Below are 21,480 nucleotides of genomic sequence, written 5' to 3' on the forward strand. Positions count from 1 at the left end.
AGAGTGCTGCGTTACTATCCGCTCTTCCCTCCGGCTGTCAGGGGGGTCTGGCAAGCTGAGCGGATGACCACCGACACGCGCGCATCCGCCCTCGAGATCCTGCGCGCCCTGGTCGGGCGTCCCGACGCCGAGTTCCACGAGGGCCAGTACGAGGCCATCGAAACCCTCGTCGACCAGCGGCGTCGGGCGCTCGTCGTGCAGCGCACCGGCTGGGGAAAGTCCGCGGTGTACTTCGTGGCCACGCTGCTCCTGCGCCGCCAGGGAGCCGGGCCGACAATCCTCGTGTCGCCGCTGCTGGCCCTCATGCGCGACCAGGTCGCCGCCGCGGCGCGCGCCGGCGTGCGGGCCGTGTCGATCAACTCGTCGAACGCCCACGAGTGGGCCGAGGTGCAGGCGTTGCTGCAGGCCGACGAGGTCGACGTGCTGCTGGTGTCGCCCGAACGGCTCAACAACCCGTCGTTCCGCGACGAACAACTGCCCGCGCTGATCCGTCGCGTCGGCCTGCTCGTGGTCGACGAGGCGCACTGCATCTCCGACTGGGGCCACGACTTCCGCCCCGACTACCGGCGCCTGCGCGACCTGATCGCCGAGATGCCGGACGGCGTGCCGGTGCTCGCGACGACGGCGACCGCGAACAGCCGGGTGGTGACGGATGTCGCAGCCCAGCTGGACCACCGGGTCACGGCAGGCTCGACTTCCGAGGGCTCGACCACCGAGGTGGTGACGATCCGCGGGCCGCTCGCCCGGGCATCCCTCCGCCTCGGCGTGCTCCGGCTGCCCGACTCGAAGGCCCGGCTGGCCTGGCTGCTCAGCCACCTCTCCGAACTGCCCGGAAGCGGCATCATCTACACCCTCACCGTCGCGAACGCCGAAGACACGGCGCGCCTGCTGCGTGAGGCGGGCCACGCCGTGCGCGCCTACACCGGCCAGACCGACACAGCCGAGCGCGAGGAGTCGGAGGGGATGCTCAAGAACAACGAGGTGAAGGCGCTCGTCGCCACGAGCGCCCTCGGGATGGGCTTCGACAAGCCCGACCTCGGCTTCGTGCTGCATCTCGGCGCTCCCTCCTCCCCCGTCGCCTACTACCAGCAGGTCGGCCGCGCCGGCCGCGCGACCGAGAACGCCGACGTGCTGCTGCTGCCCGGGCTCGAGGACGAGGCGATCTGGCAGTACTTCGCCACCGCCTCCATGCCGAGCCAGGGCAAGGCCGAGGCCGTGCTCGGGGCGCTGCGGGACGCCGCCGGCGCCCCCCTCTCCACGCCGGCGCTCGAGGCGCGGGTCGACCTGCGCCGCACCCCGCTGGAACTGCTGCTCAAGGTGCTCGACGTCGACGGGGCCGTGCACCGGGTGAAGGGCGGCTGGGTCGCCACCGGGCAGCCCTGGGTCTACGACAGCGAACGCTACGAGCGCATCGCCGCCGAGCGCGTCGCCGAGCAGCGCTCGATGATCGAGTACGAACGCACCTCGGGCTGCCGGATGGAGTTCCTGCAGCGCGCCCTCGACGACGACACGGCCGTGCCCTGCGGTCGGTGCGACACCTGCGCCGCGCCCTGGTATCCGGCCGACGTCGACGAGGCCGCGACCTCCGCGGCCGCGCAGTCGCTCGACCGGGTGGGCGTGGCGATCGAGCCGCGCGCCCAGTGGCCCACCGGCGTCGCGAGCCTCGGCGTCGACGTGCGCGGCAACATCCCGCTCGGCGAGCGCCTGTCCACCGGCCGCGCCCTTGCCCGCCTGACCGACCTCGGCTGGGGCGGGCCGCTCCGGGACGTGTTCGCTTCGGGGGCGACGGATGCACCGGCGAGCGCCGCCATGCTCGCCGCCTGCGTGCGCGTCCTGGCCGACTGGGACTGGGACGAGCGCCCGGCCGCCGTGATCAGCATGCCGTCGCGGCGGCATCCGCTGCTCGTCGAGTCGGTCGCGCGTGCGCTGTCGGACGCCGGCCGCCTGCCCTGGCTCGGCTCGCTCGACCACGCCAACGGCGGCCCGACAGGAACGCCGGGCGGCAACAGCGCCTACCGGCTCGCCAACGTCTGGGAGCGGTTGGCGGTCGGCCCGCACCTCGCGGAAGGCCTCGAATCGCTCGCCGGCCGGCCGGTGCTGCTCATCGACGACAGCGCCGACAGCCGGTGGACGCTCACGGTCGCCGGCCGCTTGCTCCGTCACCAAGGCGTCTCGGCCGTGCTGCCCTTCACCCTCGCGCTGAAGTCCTGACCCCCGCCCGCCCTCCCCGCGAAACCGCAGTTGTGCGCCCTAAAACGCCCGTTTAACGCGCACAACTGCGGTTTCGCGGGAGGGGGATGGGGCGGGATGGGGCGGGGCGGGGGCTAGGCGCTCCAGGCGGCGGGGACGAGCGTCCAGATGACCTCGGCGCCGGCGTCGCCGGGGTTCTGCCAGGTGTGCGGCTCGCGACCGGCGAACGTGACGGTGTCCCCGGCCGCCAGGTCGACGGTGCGGTCGGAGAAGCGCACCGTCAGCCGCCCGCTGATCACGTGAACCACCTCGGCGTCGCAGTTGATCGTGTACAGCTTCTCGCCGCCGTCGGCCCCGGGCTCGAGCGTGGAGCGCAGCACCTGCACGCGGGACTGGCTGCGCGGCGTCACGAGGCGTTCGACCGCGCCGGTCCCGCCCATATTGATCAAGGGGGCCTCGGCCAGGGTGATGACCTCGATGTCTGCCTCCGCGAAGAGGGAGCCCACCGACAGCGACAGCACCTGGCAGAGCGTGACCAGGGTCGCGACGCTGGGCGAGGTCTTATCCCGCTCCACCCGGCTGATGAAGCCCCTGGTGAGGTGGGTGGCATCCGCGACCTGTTCGATCGTCAGGCCCTGGGCCCGGCGGGTTGCGCGCAGCCGGGCGCCGACACGGACGCGATCCTCGGAGGGGGCTGGATGCACGGGTCTCATGTGACTCTTTCGTCGGAGCGGCCGGGAGCATCATCTTGACAGGGAGGGACGCTGCCCCCAGAATCAGACCAGGCTCAAAGTTGCATGACAAACACTTTATGTTGCATATGAGTATCCCGCACCATCCCGATGAGCGACACCCCCACACGCACGAAAGCAGGACGACTGATGGTCAACGAACAGCCGATCGGCCCGACGGACGCCAGCCTGGTGCCCCGCTACGCCGGAATCGCCACCTTCGCCCGGCTGCCCCGCCTCGAGGATGTCGGCCGGGCCGACATCGCGGTGGTCGGTGTGCCGTTCGACAGCGGAGTGAGCTACCGCCCGGGCGCCCGCTTCGGCCCGGCCCACGTGCGCGAGGCCTCGCGGCTGCTCCGGCCCTACAACCCCGCGCAGGACGTCGAGCCGTTCTCCACACAGCAGGTCGTCGACGCCGGCGACATCGCCGCGAACCCGTTCAACATCACCGAGGCCGTGGCCCAGATCCAGCAGGCGGCCTCCGAGCTGACCGCCGACGGCAAGCGCCTGGTGGTCATCGGGGGCGACCACACCATCGCCCTCCCCCTGCTGCGGGTGGCCGCCGAACGGCACGGACCCGTGGCGGTGCTGCACTTCGACGCGCACCTCGACACCTGGGACACCTACTTCGGCGCCCCGGTCACGCACGGCACTCCGTTCCGCCGCGCCTCGGAGGAGGGGCTGATCGACATGCAGGCCAGCATGCACGTCGGCATCCGCGGCCCGCTGTATTCCCGCGACGACCTCCGCGACGACGAACGTCTCGGCTTCGCGATCATCACCAGCGCCGAGTTCGAGACCGAGGGCCTTGCCCGCGCCATCGAACGGATGCTGGCCAGGCTCGGCGATCGCCCCGTCTACCTGTCCGTCGACATCGACGTGCTCGACCCCGCCCACGCGCCGGGGACGGGCACCCCGGAGGCCGGCGGCATGACCAGCCGGGAACTCCTGGCCATGATCCGCGCCCTGCGTGCCGTGAACCTGGTCGGCGCCGACGTCGTCGAGGTTGCCCCCGCCTATGACCACGCACAGCTGACCGCCGTCGCCGCCTCCCACGTCGCCTACGAGATCATCTCGGCGATGACCCCGTCCCGCTAGACCCGGGCTCCCGCACGCCTCCCGCACGCACCGCACACCGCACACCCCGAAGGACAACGATGTCAACAAGCCCGACCACCCCCGCCCCGGCCTCGCCCGCTGATTCCGAACGGCGCGGCAGCGTCATCGAGCAGCGCTCGATCGACTACGTGCCACGATCCGAACGGCACGGAAAGGTCTGGCACCAGGGACCGTTCTGGTTCACCGGCAACTTCGTGCTCCCCACCATGGTGATCGGTTTCATCGGCCCGGCCATCGGGCTGAGCGTCTGGTGGACCGTTCTCGCGGTCGTCCTCGGCGCCTGCTTCGGAACGTTCTTCATGGCCTTCCACGCCAACCAGGGGCCGCGCACCGGCCTTCCGCAGATGATCCAGTCCCGGGCCCAGTTCGGCAGCCGAGGCGCCATCGTCCCGTTCGCGGCGAGCGTTTTCGTCTACATCGGCTTCATGGTCTTCGATACGATCCTGGCCACCCAGGGCCTGCAGCTGGCGCTGCCGGGCGACAAGCTCTTCTGGTACCCGCTCCTGATTGCGCTCTCCATCGTGATCGCCGTCGTGGGCCACGACTTGCTGCACTTCATCCAGCGCTGGCTGACCTACCTGCTCATCGTCGTGTTCGCGATCATCACCGTCCTGGCGATCGTGAACTTCGACGCCTCCACGGTCACCGAGGCCGCCGGCGCCGCCGGCTGGGACGGCACCTCGTTCCTGGTGATGTTCTCGCTGGCCGCCGGCTACAACATCAGCTACGCCATCTACGTCTCCGACTACAGCCGCTACCTGCCTCAGGATGCCTCGGCGCCCAAGCTCATCGGCTGGACCTACCTCGGCGCGGCCGTGTCGGCGTCCTGGCTGATGTCGCTCGGCGCCCTGCTCGGCAGCAACATCCCGGATGCCGACGCAATCGGCGCCGTCAAGACCGTCGGCGACATGCTCTTCCCGGGGTTCGGCACCTTCGCCGTCCTGGTCTCGACCGTGGCCCTCATCTCCATCATGGGCGTGAACGCGTATGGGGCCATGCTCACCGGCACGACCGCCGTCGACGGATTCCGCAAGGTTCGCGCGACGGTGCGGCTGCGCGTGATCGGGCTCGTCATCGTCGGCCTGATCACCCTCGCGATCGCCCTGCTCATCCCGGACAACTACCTGGGCAGCTTCAACGACTTCGTGCTCCTCATGCTGTACTTCCTCGTGCCGTGGACCGCGGTCAACCTGGTCGATTTCTACCTCGTGCGGCGCGGGCAGTATGCGATCGCCGAGATCTTCAACCCGCGGGGCATCTACGGACGCTGGGCCTGGCGCGGGATGGTCTCCTACCTGATCGGTTTCGTCGCGATGATCCCGTTCTTCTACACCTCGTTCTACGTGGGGCCGGTCTCCGAGGCGCTGGGCGGAGCGGACATCTCGTTCGCCGTCGGACTGGTCGTCTCCGGCGGGCTCTACCTGCTGTTCTCGCGAAACCTCGACCACGCCGCCGAGGCGGAGGCCCGCATCCGCAGCGAGCTCGAACTCGAAGGCACGGCCGGGTGACCCCGGCCCGATGAGTAACGGCGCGATGAGTAGCGGCCCGATGAGTAACGGCCAGTCGAGTGCCGGCCCGATCCGTGTCGCCTGCTGTCAGGTTTCCCTGGCTGTGGGCGACACGCCAGGCAACCTCGCCCGGCTGCGCGCCGCGGTCACCCGGGCCGCGGATGCCGGGGCACGCATCGTCGTGCTGCCCGAGCTCGCCAACACCGGCTACATGTTCGAGGACCTCGCGGAGCTTCGAGCCGCGGCCGAGCCGCTGGACGGGGCATCCGTTCGCCAGTGGGAGGCCCTCGCCCGGGAGCTGGACCTCGTCATCGTGGCCGGCTTCGCCGAGGCCGGTGACGACGGCCTCGTCTACAACTCGGCCGTGCTCGTGGACAAGACCGGGCTGCGTGCCCGCTACCGCAAGGCACACCTCTGGGACCGGGAGAAGGACAACCTCTTCAGCGCGGGCTCGGACGCCCCTCCCGTCGTGGATACCGCGTTCGGACGCATCGGCGTGCTCATCTGCTACGACCTCGAATTCCCGGAGTGGGTGCGCTCGGCGGCCCTCGAGGGCGCGGAACTGCTCTGCTGCCCGGTCAACTGGCCGCTGTATCCCAGACCGGCGGGCGAGCGCCCGACCGAGATCGTGAAGGTGCAGGCCGGCGCCACCGTCAATCGGATGTTCATTGCCGCCGCCGACCGTGCCGGGCAGGAGCGCGGACAGGACTGGCTCGGCGGGAGCGTCATCGTCGACGCCGACGGCTTCCCGCTCACGCCGATCAGCCTGGGCGAGGAGACGCTGGTGCTGGCGACCGTCGACCTGGCCGAGGCGCGCGCCAAGGGCATCAGCGACCGGAACGACGTGCACGCCGACCGTCGCCCGGCCCTCTACACCCGCCTCACGCAGCACTGACCTCGTCGGCAATCGGGCGTAACCGGAATATTCACCGGCCCGTGATGCTTGTTACGCTCGGACGTCGCCGCTTGGCGATCGCAGACCCCAATACCGTAAGGCTCCGAATCCCATGAAGCGTTCCCTCATCACCGCAGCAGCCCTCACCGTGATCGCCGTTTCACTGTCCGGCTGCGCTGCGGGCGGGGCGGGAACGGACGCGATCTCCGCCACGGGCACTCCCACCGACGATTCCCTGGCGGCGGTGCACGAATCCGGTACCCTCACTGTCGGCACCGAGGGCACCTACCGCCCGTTCACCTATCACGAGGGCGGCTCCGGCAAGCTGACCGGCTACGACGTCGAGGTCATCGAGGCCGTCGCGGACAAGCTGGGCGTCGAGGTCAAATTCGAGGAAACGCAGTGGGACGCCATCTTCCAGGGCCTCAAGGCCGGCCGTTTCGACGTGGTCGCCAACCAGGTCTCGATCACGCCCGAACGCGTCGACGAGTACGAGTTCTCCACCCCGTACACGTTCTCCACCGGCGTCGTCGTGGTGAAGAAGGGCGACTCGTCGATCACCTCGTTCGAGGACCTGTCCGGCAAGAGCACGGCCCAGTCGCTGAGCAGCAACTGGTACGCGCTCGCCGAGGAGTCCGGCGCGAAGATCCAGGCCGTCGAGGGCTGGGCGCAGTCCGTTGCCCTGGTCGAACAGGGCCGGGTGGATGCCACGGTGAACGACAGCCTGACCTTCCTCGACTACAAAAAGCAGACCGGGGCATCCGGGCTGAAGGTCGCGGCGACCACCGAGGAGCAGTCCGAGAACGCCTTCGCCTTCGCCAAGGGCGACACGGCCCTCGCTCGCGCCGTCGACACGGCCCTCGCCGAACTCACCACATCCGGGGAGCTGGCGAAAATCTCGAACAAGTACTTCGGGGTCGACGTCAGCAAGTAGACCATGACCGAGTCCACCTGGCAGCTCGTCCTCGACTCCTTCTGGCCGCTGCTCGACGGGGCGATCCGGGGCACCATCCCGCTTGCCCTCTCGTCGTTCGCAATCGGGCTCGTGCTCGCGCTCGGCCTCGCGCTGATGCGGCTGTCCGGGCGGGCCTGGGTGTCCGGGATCGCCCGCGGGTACATCTCGATCGTGCGCGGCACCCCGCTGCTGGTGCAGTTATTCGTGATCTTCTACGGGCTGCCGTCGATCGGCTTGGTGATCGACCCCTGGCCGAGCGCCGTTGTCGCGTTCTCGCTCAACGTCGGCGGATACGCGGCCGAGGTCATCCGGGCCGCGATCCTGTCGGTGCCCAAGGGCCAGTGGGAGGCCGCGTACATGATCGGGATGTCGCACCGGCGGGCCCTCGGCCGGATCATCCTCCCCCAGGCCGCCCGGGTCTCGGTGCCGCCGCTGTCGAACACGTTCATCAGCCTGGTCAAGGACACCTCCCTCGCCTCGCTGATCCTCGTGACCGAGCTGTTCCGGCAGGCGCAGGAGATCGCGGCGTTCAGCCAGGAATTCATGCTGTTGTACCTCGAGGCCGCGCTGCTCTACTGGGTGATCTGCCTGGTCCTGTCGTCGGGACAGGGCATGCTCGAGAAGCGATTGGACCGCTATGTCGCCCACTGACCCGTCGCCCGCGAAGACGCAGCCGCCGCTGCTGGCCGTGCGCGGCCTGCGGAAGAGCTTCGGCGCGAACCGGGTGCTCGACTCCATCGACCTCACCGTCGACCGCGGCCGGGTGCTCGCCCTCATCGGACCGTCCGGCTCCGGCAAGACCACCATCCTGCGCTGCCTGAACGGGCTGGAACTGGCCGACGGCGGAACCATCGACGTGGCCGGGGAACTCTCGATCGACTTCGCCCAGGCCCCGCCGAAGAAGCGGCTCAGCGCCCTGCGCGACCGTTCGGCCATGGTCTTCCAGCACTACAACCTGTTCCCGCACAAGACCGTGCTCGAGAACGTGATCGAAGGACCCGTCGGCGTGCAGAAGCGCCCCCGCGCAGACGCCGTGGCCGAGGCGCTGGCCCTGCTCGACCGGGTCGGGCTGGGCGACAAGAGGGACAGCTACCCGTTCGAGCTCTCCGGCGGCCAGCAACAGCGCGTCGGGATCGTGCGCGCGCTGGCCCTGAAGCCGCAGCTGCTGCTGTTCGACGAGCCGACATCCGCGCTCGATCCGGAGCTCGTCGGCGACGTGCTGCGCCTGATCAAGGAACTCGCCCGCGAGGGCTGGACCATGGTGATCGTCACGCACGAGCTCGAGTTCGCCCGTGAGGTGGCGCACGAGGTCGCGTTCGTCGACGGCGGCGTGATCGTCGAGCGCGGCGACCCGAAACAGCTGCTCCGCCACCCGCAGCACGAGCGCACGAAGCAGTTCCTGCACCGCCTGCTCTTCCCCTTCTAGGGGCTGCCGGACGCTCGCTCGCCGCGCGAGCCCGTTAGGCGCCCGCGAATGCCCTGTGAGAGGGTGAACGACGTCAAGCGCCCGGCGGCAGAGAAGCCACCCGGGCGTCAACGTTAGGAATGCACCGGTCATGGTCACAGCTCATAACGCCTCTCTCGAACCAGTGGATCACGCCGCAACCGTCGATGATGACGGCGGCGCCCCCGCAAAATGGAAGGTCGTCGGGCCGGGCCTGGTGGTCGCGGCCACGGGTGTCGGCGCGGCCGACATGGTCGCCACGCTCGTCGCCGGCTCAAAATACGGCTACGGCCTGCTCTGGGCGGTGATCCTCGGGGTCGTCCTCAAAATCGTCCTGGTCGAAGGCGCCGGCCGCTTCACCCTCGCCACCGGGAAGACGATCTTCGAGGGGTGGCGTTCGCTCGGCAAGTGGACCACCTGGTACTTCGGCCCGTACATCATGATCTGGGGCTTCGTCTACGGCGCCACGGCGATGTCTTCGGCCGCGCTGCCCCTGGCCGCCCTGTTCCCGGCGGTGCCGCTGACCGCCTGGGCCGTCATCATGGGCCTGCTCGGATTCGTGATGGTCTGGTTCGGCCGGTACAGCTTCTTCGAGAAGATCACCGCCGTGCTGGTCGGCCTCATGTTCGTGACGGTCGTCGGCCTCGCGATCATCGCGGCGCCGAACATCCCGGAGATGGTCACCGGCCTGGTCCCGATGATCCCGGACGGCGGCATCCTCTACACCCTGGCGCTCGCCGGCGGCGTGGGCGGCACGATCACCCTGGCCGCGTACGGCTACTGGCTGCGCGAGAAGGGCTGGTACACGCCCAAGTGGATGAAGGTCATGCGGATCGACAACTCCATGGCCTACGTGCTGACCGGCATTTTCGTCATCGCGATGCTGATCGTGGGCGCGGAGGTCGTTCGCGCCGCCGGCATCTCCCTCAGCGCCGACGACACCGGCCTGCTCGAGCTGACGACCGTGCTGCGCGAGAAGTACGGTGACGTGGTCGGCGTCGGCTTCCTGGTCGGCTTCTGGGCCGCATCCTTCTCCTCGATCATCGGGGTGTGGAACGGCGTCTCGCTCATGTTCGCCGACTTCTGGGGCAACATGCGCGGCAAGGCATCCGGACACCCGGACACCCGCATCGGCGGCAAGTACTTCCGGTTCTACGTGCTCTGGCTGACGTTCCCGCCGATGCTCCTGCTGCTCCTCGGCAAGCCGATCGGCCTGATCCTGGCCTACGGCGTGCTCGGCTCGCTGTTCATGCCGTTCCTGGCGATCACCCTGCTGGGGCTGCTGAACGGCAAGCGCATCTCGGCCCAGTGGGCCAACAAGCTGCCGACCAACATCGCGCTCGGCGTCTGCGCGCTGCTGTTCGGCATCCTCGGCGTGCAGCAGCTGGTTGTGGCCATCGCCCCGGCGTTCGCGGTGTAGTCCTAGAGTGTGGGCATGACCAGGCCCGCTGGCGGAGAATCGTCGAAGGGCCGCTGAACCTGGCGGCGCTGGTCTTCTTGATCGCCTACTCCTGGCGCGTCATCGGGGATCTGCAGGGGGCCGGAGCGGCCATCGCGAAAGCGGTCATCTTCGCCACCTGGCTGGCCTTCCTGACGAACTACCTGGCCAATCTCGCCCTCACAACCGATCGCAAACGCTGGTTCGGCAGCCATATTTTCGAACTGCTGGGGTCGCCCTTCCCGTGCTCCGTCCGTTGCGCCTGCTCAGGTACCTGCGCCTGCGACGGTTCGAGCGCACGGTGGGCGGCGCCTTCCGTTCCCGGATATCGGTCTACCTGGCCGCGTCGATCGTGCTCCTGGTCTACATGGCCACGCTGGCGGTGCTCGACATGGAGCGATCGGCCCCCGATGCGACCATCACCACCTTCGGGCCCGACTAGCACGACCGGATCAGTGCCGGGCCCGGATCAGTGCTCGACCCGCATCAGTCTTGGTGCGAGCGCGTCGCGCAGGGCGGGGTTGGGCTTCGCCGCGGGGAGCACCTCGATGATGTCGGCGAGCGCCTGCTCGAGCGGAATCCGGCAGTGCCGCGAGGCGTAGAGCGCCGCGACGGCGGGCGTGCGACTGATCGCCTGAACACAGTGCACGAACACGATGTGCCCCTCCGCGCGCAGCGCGGCGATCTCGTCGACGGTGTCCACGAGCACGAAGTCCAGGTTGGGGTTCATCTCGGGGCGCGGGTCATCGACGAGCCACACCGCGATGTGGTCGCGGATGCGGGCGGGCACCTGCGCCGTGCCCACGCGGCAGAGTGAGACGACGGCGTCAACCTGGGCCGGGAGCCGGTCCAGCGCCCCCACCCCGCCGAGCCACACACCGCTGTCGTGCGGATGCCGCACCAGCGCCGCGGTGCCGCCGTACCTCTCGTACTCGATGCGCTGGTCGCTCGGCCAGCCGTGTGCGTCCGGCGCGCCTTTTCGGGCAGCGAGCACGGCGAGCCGCACGAGGTCGGGGGCGCGGAGTCCCGGGCGGCCGTGCAGGATGCGCCGCCACTCTGCGGGCACGGCCGACGCGCCCCAGCGGGCGCCGGCCAGCGCGCCGGTGATCGCGGCCACGTGGGTGGCCCCGCGGCCGGCGCGAACCGAGTTCTCGATCGACTGGCGGAGGAAGTCGGCATCCGTCTGTCCGATCTCGGCGATCACGTCCAGGTGCACGAGGGAGGACCAGGCTCCCTGCAGCGCCTCCACGACCCCGTTGTTGCGGTCGAAGGCCGACGGCGGAAGGCGGTCGGCATCGTCCAGCCGTCGCCACCACGGCGTCTGACGCTCCCGGGGGAGGGCGGTGAGCCCGACCCGCACGTTCAGTTCGCCGTGCAGGACGGCATGGTGCACGGCCAGCGCCCAGAGCACGCAGGCGTCCTGGGCATCCGTCTGGTCGTGGGTGAGTGCGCTGATCGCCCGTGCGGCCTCGGCGAGCGCCACCGGATCGTCGAGGTAGGCGAGCGCGACGCCGGCGCTGCGCAGGAGCGAGCTGTTGTCGACGCGGCCGGAGCGCTGCTCGCTGTGCTTGTGCACGGCGGCGCCCGACTGCGGGACGAGCCCGCGCTGGACGCCCTCGTTCCGAAGGTCCTCGGCCGCGGCCGCGGCTCCGACGACGTCGATCGCCGTTGCGGTGTCGTCAGACCACTCGCCGGGGTCCAGGCCGAGGCTCGCCATGCCCCCCATGGTCACGAACGCGGCGTCCGGCATGGGCTCGAGGCAGTCGTAGCCGGCGCCCAGCGCGTCGCCGCAGGCAAGACCGAGCAGCGTTCCCGCTGCTCTGTCGTGTTGAGCGGAGGTGAGATTCATTTGCGGACTCCTTCGGGTTGAGTACACGGTGTTGCGCGCCCCTCGAAAAGGGACGAAAAACGGAAAGTGCCGGGGGTAAGTCGTCACTGCCGTGGCGAGCCGTGGGGGCTCGCAATGTTTCAGCACCTCGTTTCGGAGCATCGTGTGCGGCGTCGGAGCTGCAACCGGGGCCCCTGCGGGCGACCAGTGAAGACAGACTTGTCCCATCGGGACGCGCACGTAACCCCCAGTTGAGGGGCATTGCGCCCTGCACCGGCCCGTGTCGGAGAGGGAAAGCGGACCGGTCATCGGCAGCCCGCATCTCTTTGTTCGTCTGGTATGGCGTGACACACAAAAGAAAAGCGCAGCTACAGTCGTTGGAGCGCAGGGCCAGCACCTGCATCACTCAGCCGAAGACTCCGCCCTCATCCCCGGCTGGATTCCCACCTCGGATGCTTCGCCCCAAGAATCGAGGACGTTCCATGCAAGTCTTTCCAGGAGTCGGCGTCAGCCCCGGCCGGATCATCGGATCCGTCCGGCAGATGCCCAAACCGGTCGGCGAGCCCGCCCAGGGCGAACGACTGGCCGAGTCGAGCACGCCGGACGACGCCTCGGCGCTGCTGCTCACCGCCTCGAAGGCCGTGCACGCCGAGCTGAAACGCCGCTCGGAGGGAGCGCAGGGCGCCGGCAAGGCCGTGTTGGAGTCGACGGCCCTGATGGCGACCGACCCACTGCTGATCGAGGGCGCGGTCACGCTCATCAACGCCGGCACCTCGGCGGAGCGGGCGATCTGGGATTCCGGGGCATCCGTGGCGGAAATGCTGCACAACCTCGGCGGTTACATGGCCGAACGGGCCGCGGACGTGCTCGACGTGCGCGCCCGGATCGTGGCCGAGCTGCGTGGGGTGCCCGCGCCCGGGATCCCGCACTCCGACACGCCGTTCATCCTCGTGGGCGAGGATCTGGCCCCGGCCGACACAGCGACGCTCGACCCGTCGATTGTGATGGGCCTGGTGACCTCGGGTGGGGGCCCGCAGTCGCACACGGCCATCATCGCGAGGGCGCTCGGCCTACCGGCCGTCGTCGCGGCGGTCGGCGTCGACGAACTCGACGACGGCACGGAGGTATACGTCGACGGGGCCGCCGGGACCCTCACGGTGGGCCCCGGCCCGGCCGAGGTCGCCGCGGCGGAGGCCTGGGTCGCCCTGGCCGCCACGCTCGCCGTCTTCGACGGCAACGGCGGCACGGCGGACGGCCACCCGGTTCCCCTGCTGGCCAACGTGGGCGGCGCCGCCGACGCGGTCGCCGCGGCCGAGGCTGGCGCCCAGGGCGTCGGCCTGCTGCGCACCGAGTTCTGCTTCCTCGGCCGCGACACCGAGCCGTCCGTTGATGAGCAGGTGGCCGCGTACCGCGGCGTCTTGGACGCCTTCCCCGGCAAGAAGGTCGTCGTGCGCACGCTCGACGCCGGCGCCGACAAGCCGTTGCCCTTCGTGACCGACGCCACCGAACCCAATCCCGCCCTGGGCGTGCGCGGGTACCGCACGGACACGTCCAGCCCGGGAGTGCTGGAGCGCCAGCTGGCAGCCATCCTTGCCGCGGCGGAATTTTCCGCGGCCGAGGTGTGGGTCATGGCCCCGATGATCGCCACGGCCGAGGAGGCCCGGCGCTTCGCCGCCCAGTGCGCCGCCGCCGGGTTGAAGACGCCCGGCGTGATGGTGGAGGTACCGTCGGCCGCTCTGACCGCCGAGGCGATCCTGAGAGAAGTGGACTTCGTCAGCCTGGGCACCAACGACCTCACCCAGTACGCGATGGCCGCCGACCGCCAGCTCGGCCCCCTCGCCGCGCTGAACAACCCGTGGCAGCCTGCCGTGCTCCAGCTGATCCGGCTCACCGTCGTCGGCGCCCGGGCCGAGGGACACCACACCGGCCAGGTCAAACCGGTCGGCGTGTGCGGTGAGGCCGCAGCCGACCCGGCCCTGGCCGTCGTGTTGGTGGGCCTCGGCGTCTCCACCCTGTCGATGACCGCCCGGTCGTTGTCGGCCGTCCATGCGGTGCTGAGCCGGGTCACGCTCGACCAGGCGAGGGAGCTGGCCCAGCTCGCCCTCTCCGCTTCCAGCGCGACGGATGCCCGGGCCGCCGTCCGCGCCCACCTGCCCATACTCGAAGACCTCGGCCTGTAACCGCACTCACACCGCGAGCCCGCCCATACCCAGGAGCAAACACCATCCACGAACGCAAAGCCGTCATCGCCAGCCGCGTCGGCCTGCACGCCCGCCCCGCCGGCATCTTCGCGGAGGCGGTGGGCGAATTGACCATCGAGGTTCCCATCGCCCTGGAAGACAACGCGGCCGAAGACGCCATGGATGCCTCGAGCATCCTGTCGCTGATGAGCCTGGGTGCCGCCAACAGCGACATCGTCATCCTGCGCGCCGAGGCCGAGGGCGAGGGCGAGGGCGAGGGCGAGGGCGCGGTTGCGGCGCTTGGGGCGCTCATCACGCTGCTCGAAACCGACCTCGACGCCGAGTAGTCGGAGCCCCGGGACGGGCCCTTCCCCTCAGCAGGTAGCTTGGCTACTCTGGCCACAACACACGGGCACTGACTGGGAGGAGACATCGTGGCTGAAGAGCAGGACACCGCAACCACAGCGAGCGGACCGGAGGGCCGGAGCATTCGCGACTGGACGGATCTCGGCAAGGAGATGTGGTCGTACCTGACCGGCAGGAGCGCGGTCATCGACTACAGCTTCCTCGACATGACCGTCGAGGTGCCCCGCGATATCGGTCCGGATGCGCCGCGGGCGACCTGGAAGCTGAACGGCACGCTCCGGGTGACGACGAGCGAGGGCCAGCCCACCGTCACCGACACGCCCCGCAGCTAGTCATGACCGCGCTCACCCGGCTGGACATCGACCTGACCTTCTCGCTGACCGAGCCGGGCACGCCAGATTCGGCCGCCGAGGCGATGCAGGGCACGATCAGAGCCGGCGGAACCGAGGTGGAGATTTTCACCAGCAACCCCGAGCTGTTCGTCCAGGGCAGCGCGGCGATGCTCCGGCATCTGCGCGAAATCGCGGCCGAGCTCGCCGAGCGCGGGCTCACCGTGTCGCTGTCCGGTCCGGAGGGCCTGATCGGGCGTATCGGCGCGGTCAGCGCGCCGCTCGTCCAGCGAATCGTGACCCGCTCGCCGAACATCTCGCTGGGCAGCCGCGCCGTGCTGGCCCCGCTGCTGCTGCGTCGCAATAGAGCCTCTGCCCCGGCGGCGGTGCCACTGCCGCCACCGACTCTGTTTCCGCTGGTTCCGACCTTCAACCGGAGGATCAAGCGCCGCGCCACCACCACCCACTACGCGCCGGGTGCCGGGCGGCCGCGGCTCATCTTCGTCATCGGCTCAGAGAACTGGCACGGGCAGATGCCCCGCGAGTTCGATCTACTGCCCACCGTCACGACCATCGGCAGCGCTCCCACGGCGGACCTCCGCCTGAATGGCCTGCGGCTGCAGCACGCCGAGATCCGCCACGACGAGAACGACGAGTATGTCCTCTACCCGCTCGGACCTGTGGGCGGCACCGTCCGTCCGGGCAGCGTGCCCGGGCAGCCCGGGACCGTACTGCGAACCGGGGCACGGATCGAAATGGGACCCTGGCGGATGGCGTTCTTCCGCGAGGAATACGCCGATCACGGTCGGCCGTTCGGTGGACGCGCCGGCGGCGAGCTGGCCTATCAGAAGCCGCAGCCCGCCCGTCGGTCCGGTGCCCTTGAGGGCGAGGACTGAGCCTCCGAGGCCCCGGCGCTCCCCGCGCCCTGCCTACGCCGACCCTGCCGCCTTGCGCGTCGCGGCCGGTTCGCCCCCGGTCGGCCCTTCCGGCTCGTGGTGCGGCGCCAGGCCCGACAGTCGCAGGGAAGCGAGGAAGCCGAGCAGCAGGAACCCGGCTGCGGCGAAGGCCGAGTACCGGGTGCCGTCACTGAACGCATCGCGGGCGGCATCCGCCAGTTCGGGGCTGCGTTTCTCGAGCGCCGGGATCGCCGATCCGGCGCTGTCCACGACGACGTCGACGATCTCCGTGCGAACCGACGCAGGGACCCCGGGCACGTCCGCGAGCTTCGCGTCCAGCGAGGCCCCGACCGACGTGAACAGCACCGTGCCCAGGATCGCGATCCCGAGCGCCGACCCGATCTGCCGGGACGTGCTCGCCGTCCCCGACCCCTGGCCGCTCTGCTCGATGGGCACGTCCTTCAGCGCGACCCCGGTCAGTTGCGCCGTCGCCAGGCCGACGCCGAGGCCGTAGACGAACAGGAAGGGCACCACCACGAGCCAGGTCGCCTCGGCGGAGATGACGACGCCGAGGCCGGCCACCCCGACGATCTCGGCCAGGATGCCCGCGCGCACAATGGTGGCCGGTGAGATCTTGTTGCCAAACGCGCCGGCCAGTCCGCTGGCGACGAAGGCCCCGAGCGCGAGCGCGAGCAGGACAAACCCGGTCTGGAGTGCGTCGTAGCCGAGCACGTTCTGCAACCAGAGCGGCAGCGACAAGATGATGCCGAACTCGCCCAGGGACACGATCAGGGCCGCGATGTTGCCGTTCCGGAACGAAGGGATGGTGAACAGGGAGAAGGCAAGCAGCGTCGTCTTGCCCGCGCGCTGCCGGTAGAGGCCCCACCAGACGAAGGCCACTCCGGAGACGATCGTCACCAGGAACACGATCGGGATGATCGACAGCTCGTATGGCCAGGTCCAGTCGCCAACCGTGGGCGGGTTGTCCGTCAGCCACCAGCCGTAGCTGCGGCCCTCGATCAGGCCGAATACGAGGCTCCCACTGGCGAGCACCGACAGCACTGCCCCGACCACATCGACCCGCCGCGGCGCGCCCGCCTCCTTCGACTCCGTCACGAACAAGAGCACGCCGACGATGATGATCACGCCCAGCGGCACGTTGATGCCGAACGCCCAGCGCCAGGAGTAGTAGGTCGTGAGCCAGCCACCGAGGAGCGGCCCCACGGCCACCATGCCGCCGATGGTCGAGCCCCAGATGGCGAAGGCGATGCCACGTTCCCGTCCGCGGAACGTGGCGTTCAGCAGCGAGAGCGTCGCCGGAAGCACCATCGCGCCACCGACGCCCTGCACCAGCCGGGAGGCGATGAGCAGGTCGCCGGTCTGGGCCAGGGCAGCGAAGACGGAAGCCACGGCGAACAGCACCACGCCCAGCAGCAGGATGCGCCGGCGTCCGAAGCGATCGGCGAACGTGCCGAACACGAGCACGAGAGCCGCGAAAACGAGCGTGTAGCTCTCCTGCACCCACTGCACCTGGGTGGAGTTGATGTCGAGGTCGTCGACGATCGACGGGATGGCCACATTGACGATCGTCGAATCGACAATGATAAGCGCGACCGCGATGCTGATGAACACGAGCCCGGTCCAGCGACGTCGGGCCGCCCTGGCGTCCGCGGCCGATGCTCTTACGGCCGGGCTATCACCGGTCATGCCTTGACCAATCGGCCGAACCGGTCCTGTCGGTGCGAACCCGCACTGCCACGGTGACCAGGGCGACAGCGACGACGGCGACGATCGCCGCGATCGCGGTGGGCGTGGAGAGCAACTCGCCGCTCAGCCGGGCGACGGCCACCCAGGCCAGGCCCCAGCACAGCGACGCTGCGGGGGCGAGCCGACCGCGGCCGGCGACCGCGAGCAGCACGCCGACGAGCCCGGCCACGGCGATCACGCCAACCGCCCAGACGTCGCGGTCGATGCCGAACCCGTCGAAGCCGGCGTCGACGAGCACCGCGGTCACATTGGCGGCTGTCGCGACGCAGACCCAGCCGAGGTACAGGCCGATCGTGCCGTCGACGACGACCGTTTCGGCCAGGCTCCTCGGCCGTGATGCGAGGCTGATCCGGAACGCCTGGACGAGCACGGCGAGCAGCAGCACGATCAGGGGAACGCTCAGCCACAGGAGGTCGAACTGGACGCTGAGGATCCACGCGGCATTCAGCAGCAGGGATGCGGCCACCGGGTAGCCGAGGCGGCGCTGGCGGGCATCCGTCTTCTGCGCCGGCAGCAACTGCCAGATCGCGTACGCGACGAGGCCGAGGTAGATGACCGACCAGATGCCGAAGGCCGGCCCGGCCGGGGCGATCGGCGTCGCGTCGGCTGACAGCGCCCCGCCGGAGGCCATCTGGATGGGCGTGCCACCGGCCGCCCCCGACCCGATGAACGACCCGATGATGGCGATGACGGCGCTCCCCGCCACGACGGCCTGGCGCAGCGAATCACGGTGCTCTGTCACAAGAATCTCCTCATCCTGCGCGCCGGAAGGTGAGTTGCGGAGAAAGTACCTTCCCCTCGCCGGGGAAGGTACTTTCTCCGCAACTCAGCCGGCCGGCCGCTAGTTCTCCCCACTGCTCACATTCCCTGACCAGACCGCGCGCACGCCGGATTCGCCAATCAGAACCACGGTGACGACCGAACCGGCGGCGAGCACCAGGGTGATGACCCGCCGGGACTGCCGGCCCGGGACCAGCCGGGAGAACCGGCCGTCCGGGACGGCGACGTAACGACACCACGCCCAGTGGGCCGCGGTCAGCAGGAAGAGCGCGATCACCCATGGCAGCAGCGACTCACCTATCTCGACGTGCGCTTCGGACAAAGGCGTTTCCACGACCCGCTCCTCGAGCCACTCGCCGGCCTCCGTCGTGAGGGGCACCGACACGAGCGCCGCGAGGGCGATGAGCGGCGTCACGATGCCGAGCCTGCGGCGCGCTGCCGGCCAGGCAACGGCCAGCAGGGCGCACAGTGCGGCCAGGGGCACGACGATCACCACGAAGTGGATCAGCAGCACATGCGCCGGCAGGCCATTGATCTCGCCCAATGCCTTCTCCATCCCGGGCGGCCGAGGGCCCGCCGTCGGCTCCCAGAATAGGCCAGACCACGCCATTGAGTTGCGGACAAAACACCTTCCCGGCGCCCGGGAAGGGACTTTTTCCGCAACTCGACCGCCAGGAGCGGCGCGGCACGCGGCCCCGCGTCGACCGCTGGTAGGCTCGGCAAACCGGGGGTAATGACGACGGTACAAGGGGGCGCTGCGTGGGACGACCTTTTCGCGCACCCAAGCTGCTCGCTCCCGTCCGCACGGCGAGCCCGCGCCCTTCCTGGTCGCTGTGGGGCATGGGGCTGTTGCTTGGCGCCTACCTCATCGGCTTGTCCCTCCACGGCACCGGGTTCAGTCTTCTGGTTGACGGATGGCTCGGGCTGGCGGCGCAGTACGCTCCGGCAGTCGTGTGCTGGATTGTCGCGGTCCGCACCCGATTCAGACGGGGCACGGTGGTCCTGGCTGCGGTCGCGGTCACCTCCTTCGCCCTGGGCAACACCTACTACGTCGTCGCGTCCGCGGCAGGGGCCACGGAGGTCCCGTTCCCCTCCCTCGCCGATGTCGGCTACCTGCTGTTCTATCCGCTCATGCTGGTCGCCCTCGCCGTGCTCATCCGCCGCCGTCTGCGCGCCCTCACCCTGCCTGTGCTGCTCGACAGCGCCGTGGGCGCAATGGGCGCCTCCGCGGTTCTGGCGGTCCTGCTGAGCCCGGTCCTGGAATCGGCCGTCGCCGGTCCGCTGTCGCTCGGAACCGTCGTCGCGATCGCCTTTCCCCTTTTCGATCTCCTGCTCGTCGCGGCCGTCGTCGGCATCGCAGCCACCCAGGTCTTCCAGAGCGGACGTCGCTGGATCCTGCTGACGCTCGGACTGCTCGTGCTCGCCGCCTCCGACGTCGTCTATGCGCTGCGCGTGTCTGCGGGCACCTACGAGGTCGGCACCGCCCTCGACGCCGGCTGGGCCATCGGACTCGCCCTGGTGGCGGTCTGGGTCGACGGCGCCGAGCGTTCCCCCGCCGGTGCCGAGCGGTCGCAGGCCGGCGCGTGGACCCTGGTGGTGCCCGCGGCAGCCACCGCGGCCGGGCTGACGGTGCTGATCCTGAGCAGCCAGAAACAGGAATCCGTGCTCGCGGTCGCCCTGGCCGCCCTCACCCTGATCTTCGCCGCGGTGCGCACACAGCTCGCCTTTCGCGAGCTGATGAAGATGAATGACCTGCGCCGGCAGGTCTTCACCGACGACCTGACCGGGCTGCCAAACCGGCGTGCCCTGTACGCCGATATCCCCGACCGCCTGACGAATGCCGCGGGCGGGCGAAGCGCGCTCCTGCTGCTGGACCTCGACCGGTTCAAGGAGGTCAACGACAGCCTCGGCCACGACATCGGGGACCGGCTGCTTGTTCAGGTCGGTCAGCGATTGTCCGGGCACCTGGGCGCCGGGGACCTGCTGGCGAGGCTGGGCGGAGACGAGTTCGCCATCCTTCTCGACGACGCGGGCTCCGACCGGGCGGTCGCCGTCGCCACCACTCTCCACGGGCTGCTCGCTGCGCCCTTCACCCTCGCCGGCATCGCGGTTCAGACGGACGTCAGCATCGGGATCGCGCTGTACCCGGACCAGGGCAAGGATTTCCGCGCGCTGCTGCGCCGGGCGGACATGGCCATGTACAAGGCGAAGGGAGCGCGCACCGGGCACCACGTGTTCGTCAGCGCGGACGATCGCCACGGAGACGACCGGCTGCGCACGCTGCAGGAGCTGCGAACCGCCCTGTCCCGCGATGAGCTGGTGCTGCATTACCAGCCCAAGGTCGACCTCGACACCGGCGAGGTGCACGGCGTCGAGGCGCTGGTGCGCTGGCATCACCCGGTGCGCGGCCTGCTCTATCCCGACGCGTTCCTCGAGCTCGTCGAAGAGGCCGGGCTCATGCGCGAGATGACGAACCTCGTGCTGCGGAAAGCCCTCGACCAGGCGGCGATCTGGCAGGTCCGGGAGACGCCCCTGACCGTCGCCGTGAACCTCTCCGCCAGTTCGCTGATGGACGCCGACCTGCCCGAACGGGTTGCCTCCATGGTCGACGAGCGCGGCCTGGAGACCTCCGCCCTGGCGCTGGAGATCACCGAGGACTTCCTGATGGCCGACCGAGGCCGGGGCAAGGCGATCCTGACCAGGCTGCGAGACGCCGGCATCCAGATCGCCATCGACGATTTCGGCACCGGCTACAGCTCGCTGGCCTACCTGCGCGACCTGCCCATCGACGAGCTGAAGCTCGACCGCTCCTTCGTGATGCCGATGGCCGGCGATCCCCGGGCCGCCGCCCTGGTCGCCTCCACAATCCACCTCGCCCACAGCCTCGGCCTGCGCATGGTGGCCGAAGGCGTTGAGGATGCCGCAACCTACGACCGACTGGTCGGTTTCGGCTGCGACCACGCCCAGGGTTTCCACCTGTCCCGGCCCATCCCCGCCGCCGATCTGGAGCGCTGGCTGGCCGGCCGCGCCGAGGCCGCGCTCGCCGTCTAGCCG

The 21,480-nt window shown here is 69.8% G+C and carries 19 protein-coding genes; 14 read left to right on the forward strand and 5 right to left on the reverse strand.

Annotated elements, in window-relative coordinates; genetic code table 11:
* Positions 1-63 precede the first annotated feature (63 nt).
* A complete protein-coding gene (locus tag E3T33_RS06740) occupies positions 64-2,211 on the forward strand; it encodes a DEAD/DEAH box helicase (RefSeq protein ID WP_134574996.1) in 2,148 nt (715 codons plus the stop codon).
* Positions 2,212-2,324: 113 nt separating this feature from the next.
* Here the strand turns inward: E3T33_RS06740 and E3T33_RS06745 are convergent, their stop codons facing one another.
* Positions 2,325-2,903: a helix-turn-helix domain-containing protein gene (locus tag E3T33_RS06745; protein WP_134574997.1), complete on the reverse strand. Its 579-nt coding sequence runs from the start codon at positions 2,901-2,903 to the stop codon at positions 2,325-2,327.
* Between the two features lie 129 nt (positions 2,904-3,032).
* On the opposite strand from E3T33_RS06745, the gene speB reads away from it, so the two are divergent.
* The 8 genes from speB (at position 3,033) to E3T33_RS06785 (ending at position 10,722) form a co-directional block, all read left to right on the forward strand.
* The gene (gene speB / locus E3T33_RS06750; RefSeq protein ID WP_241982850.1) at positions 3,033-4,019 is read left to right on the forward strand and encodes an agmatinase; all 987 of its coding nucleotides are present in this window, start codon (positions 3,033-3,035) and stop codon (positions 4,017-4,019) included.
* Between the two features lie 59 nt (positions 4,020-4,078).
* Positions 4,079-5,548, forward strand: a complete 1,470-nt coding sequence (locus E3T33_RS06755; RefSeq protein WP_134574998.1) for a cytosine permease — start codon at positions 4,079-4,081, stop codon at positions 5,546-5,548.
* 40 nt (positions 5,549-5,588) lie between these two features.
* Positions 5,589-6,443: a nitrilase family protein gene (locus tag E3T33_RS06760; protein WP_092321181.1), complete on the forward strand. Its 855-nt coding sequence runs from the start codon at positions 5,589-5,591 to the stop codon at positions 6,441-6,443.
* Between the two features lie 112 nt (positions 6,444-6,555).
* Positions 6,556-7,377 (forward strand): amino acid ABC transporter substrate-binding protein, encoded by an 822-nt coding sequence (locus tag E3T33_RS06765; RefSeq protein WP_134574999.1) that lies wholly within the window; start codon positions 6,556-6,558, stop codon positions 7,375-7,377.
* 3 nt (positions 7,378-7,380) lie between these two features.
* Positions 7,381-8,049 carry an amino acid ABC transporter permease gene (locus tag E3T33_RS06770; RefSeq protein WP_092321179.1) on the forward strand — a complete coding sequence of 223 codons (669 nt, stop codon included), beginning with the start codon at positions 7,381-7,383 and terminating at the stop codon, positions 8,047-8,049.
* Positions 8,036-8,824, forward strand: a complete 789-nt coding sequence (locus E3T33_RS06775) for an amino acid ABC transporter ATP-binding protein (protein WP_092321178.1) — start codon at positions 8,036-8,038, stop codon at positions 8,822-8,824. The genes E3T33_RS06770 and E3T33_RS06775 overlap by 14 nt, the downstream gene beginning before the upstream one ends.
* Before the next feature lie 163 nt (positions 8,825-8,987).
* Positions 8,988-10,262 (forward strand): Nramp family divalent metal transporter, encoded by a 1,275-nt coding sequence (locus E3T33_RS06780; RefSeq protein ID WP_241982851.1) that lies wholly within the window; start codon positions 8,988-8,990, stop codon positions 10,260-10,262.
* 262 nt (positions 10,263-10,524) lie between these two features.
* Positions 10,525-10,722, forward strand: coding sequence for a hypothetical protein (locus E3T33_RS06785; RefSeq protein ID WP_092321176.1), 198 nt, complete (start codon positions 10,525-10,527; stop codon positions 10,720-10,722).
* 27 nt (positions 10,723-10,749) lie between these two features.
* Here E3T33_RS06785 and E3T33_RS06790 read toward each other — a convergent pair whose 3' ends face one another.
* Positions 10,750-12,129: an ADP-ribosylglycohydrolase family protein gene (locus E3T33_RS06790; RefSeq protein ID WP_092321175.1), complete on the reverse strand. Its 1,380-nt coding sequence runs from the start codon at positions 12,127-12,129 to the stop codon at positions 10,750-10,752.
* 461 nt (positions 12,130-12,590) lie between these two features.
* Between E3T33_RS06790 and ptsP the strand changes: the two genes are divergently transcribed.
* The 4 genes from ptsP (at position 12,591) to E3T33_RS06810 (ending at position 15,879) form a co-directional block, all read left to right on the forward strand.
* Positions 12,591-14,288, forward strand: a complete 1,698-nt coding sequence (ptsP, locus tag E3T33_RS06795; RefSeq protein WP_134575000.1) for a phosphoenolpyruvate--protein phosphotransferase — start codon at positions 12,591-12,593, stop codon at positions 14,286-14,288.
* 44 nt (positions 14,289-14,332) lie between these two features.
* Entirely contained in the window at positions 14,333-14,635 is a 303-nt protein-coding gene (locus tag E3T33_RS06800) for an HPr family phosphocarrier protein (RefSeq protein WP_134575001.1), read from the forward strand.
* Between the two features lie 87 nt (positions 14,636-14,722).
* Positions 14,723-14,986, forward strand: a complete 264-nt coding sequence (locus tag E3T33_RS06805) for a hypothetical protein (protein WP_092321172.1) — start codon at positions 14,723-14,725, stop codon at positions 14,984-14,986.
* 2 nt (positions 14,987-14,988) lie between these two features.
* Positions 14,989-15,879: an FHA domain-containing protein gene (locus E3T33_RS06810; protein ID WP_092321171.1), complete on the forward strand. Its 891-nt coding sequence runs from the start codon at positions 14,989-14,991 to the stop codon at positions 15,877-15,879.
* 33 nt (positions 15,880-15,912) lie between these two features.
* On the opposite strand, the gene E3T33_RS06815 is transcribed toward E3T33_RS06810, so the two are convergent.
* From E3T33_RS06815 to E3T33_RS06825, 3 genes are all read right to left on the reverse strand, one after another.
* Positions 15,913-17,586: a DHA2 family efflux MFS transporter permease subunit gene (locus tag E3T33_RS06815; RefSeq protein WP_134575002.1), complete on the reverse strand. Its 1,674-nt coding sequence runs from the start codon at positions 17,584-17,586 to the stop codon at positions 15,913-15,915.
* Positions 17,576-18,388, reverse strand: coding sequence for a tryptophan-rich sensory protein (locus tag E3T33_RS06820; RefSeq protein ID WP_092321169.1), 813 nt, complete (start codon positions 18,386-18,388; stop codon positions 17,576-17,578). Before E3T33_RS06820 ends, E3T33_RS06815 begins: the two co-directional genes overlap by 11 nt.
* A gap of 99 nt (positions 18,389-18,487) precedes the next feature.
* Complete coding sequence (locus tag E3T33_RS06825; RefSeq protein WP_092321168.1) at positions 18,488-18,982, reverse strand: DUF2231 domain-containing protein; 495 nt, start codon at positions 18,980-18,982, stop codon at positions 18,488-18,490.
* A gap of 203 nt (positions 18,983-19,185) precedes the next feature.
* Between E3T33_RS06825 and E3T33_RS06830 the strand changes: the two genes are divergently transcribed.
* The gene (locus E3T33_RS06830; RefSeq protein ID WP_134575003.1) at positions 19,186-21,477 is read left to right on the forward strand and encodes an EAL domain-containing protein; all 2,292 of its coding nucleotides are present in this window, start codon (positions 19,186-19,188) and stop codon (positions 21,475-21,477) included.
* The last annotated feature ends 3 nt before the right edge of the window (positions 21,478-21,480 follow it).

This window comes from Cryobacterium sp. TMT1-2-1 (assembly GCF_004403955.1).
Lineage (GTDB): Bacteria > Actinomycetota > Actinomycetes > Actinomycetales > Microbacteriaceae > Cryobacterium > Cryobacterium psychrotolerans.

Bases quoted from the DNA above. Each gene is read 5' to 3' on its own strand.
- E3T33_RS06770 (WP_092321179.1), top strand. From the start codon at position 7,381: ATGACCGAGTCCACCTGGCAGCTCGTCCTCGACTCCTTCTGGCCGCTG.
- E3T33_RS06815 (WP_134575002.1), bottom strand. From the start codon at position 17,586: ATGACCGGTGATAGCCCGGCCGTAAGAGCATCGGCCGCGGACGCCAGG.
- E3T33_RS06765 (WP_134574999.1), top strand. From the start codon at position 6,556: ATGAAGCGTTCCCTCATCACCGCAGCAGCCCTCACCGTGATCGCCGTT.
- E3T33_RS06775 (WP_092321178.1), top strand. From the start codon at position 8,036: ATGTCGCCCACTGACCCGTCGCCCGCGAAGACGCAGCCGCCGCTGCTG.
- speB (WP_241982850.1), top strand. From the start codon at position 3,033: ATGAGCGACACCCCCACACGCACGAAAGCAGGACGACTGATGGTCAAC.
- E3T33_RS06740 (WP_134574996.1), top strand. From the start codon at position 64: ATGACCACCGACACGCGCGCATCCGCCCTCGAGATCCTGCGCGCCCTG.
- E3T33_RS06745 (WP_134574997.1), bottom strand. From the start codon at position 2,903: ATGAGACCCGTGCATCCAGCCCCCTCCGAGGATCGCGTCCGTGTCGGC.
- ptsP (WP_134575000.1), top strand. From the start codon at position 12,591: ATGCAAGTCTTTCCAGGAGTCGGCGTCAGCCCCGGCCGGATCATCGGA.
- E3T33_RS06790 (WP_092321175.1), bottom strand. From the start codon at position 12,129: ATGAATCTCACCTCCGCTCAACACGACAGAGCAGCGGGAACGCTGCTC.
- E3T33_RS06755 (WP_134574998.1), top strand. From the start codon at position 4,079: ATGTCAACAAGCCCGACCACCCCCGCCCCGGCCTCGCCCGCTGATTCC.
- E3T33_RS06825 (WP_092321168.1), bottom strand. From the start codon at position 18,982: ATGGAGAAGGCATTGGGCGAGATCAATGGCCTGCCGGCGCATGTGCTG.
- E3T33_RS06810 (WP_092321171.1), top strand. From the start codon at position 14,989: ATGACCGCGCTCACCCGGCTGGACATCGACCTGACCTTCTCGCTGACC.
- E3T33_RS06760 (WP_092321181.1), top strand. From the start codon at position 5,589: ATGAGTAACGGCCAGTCGAGTGCCGGCCCGATCCGTGTCGCCTGCTGT.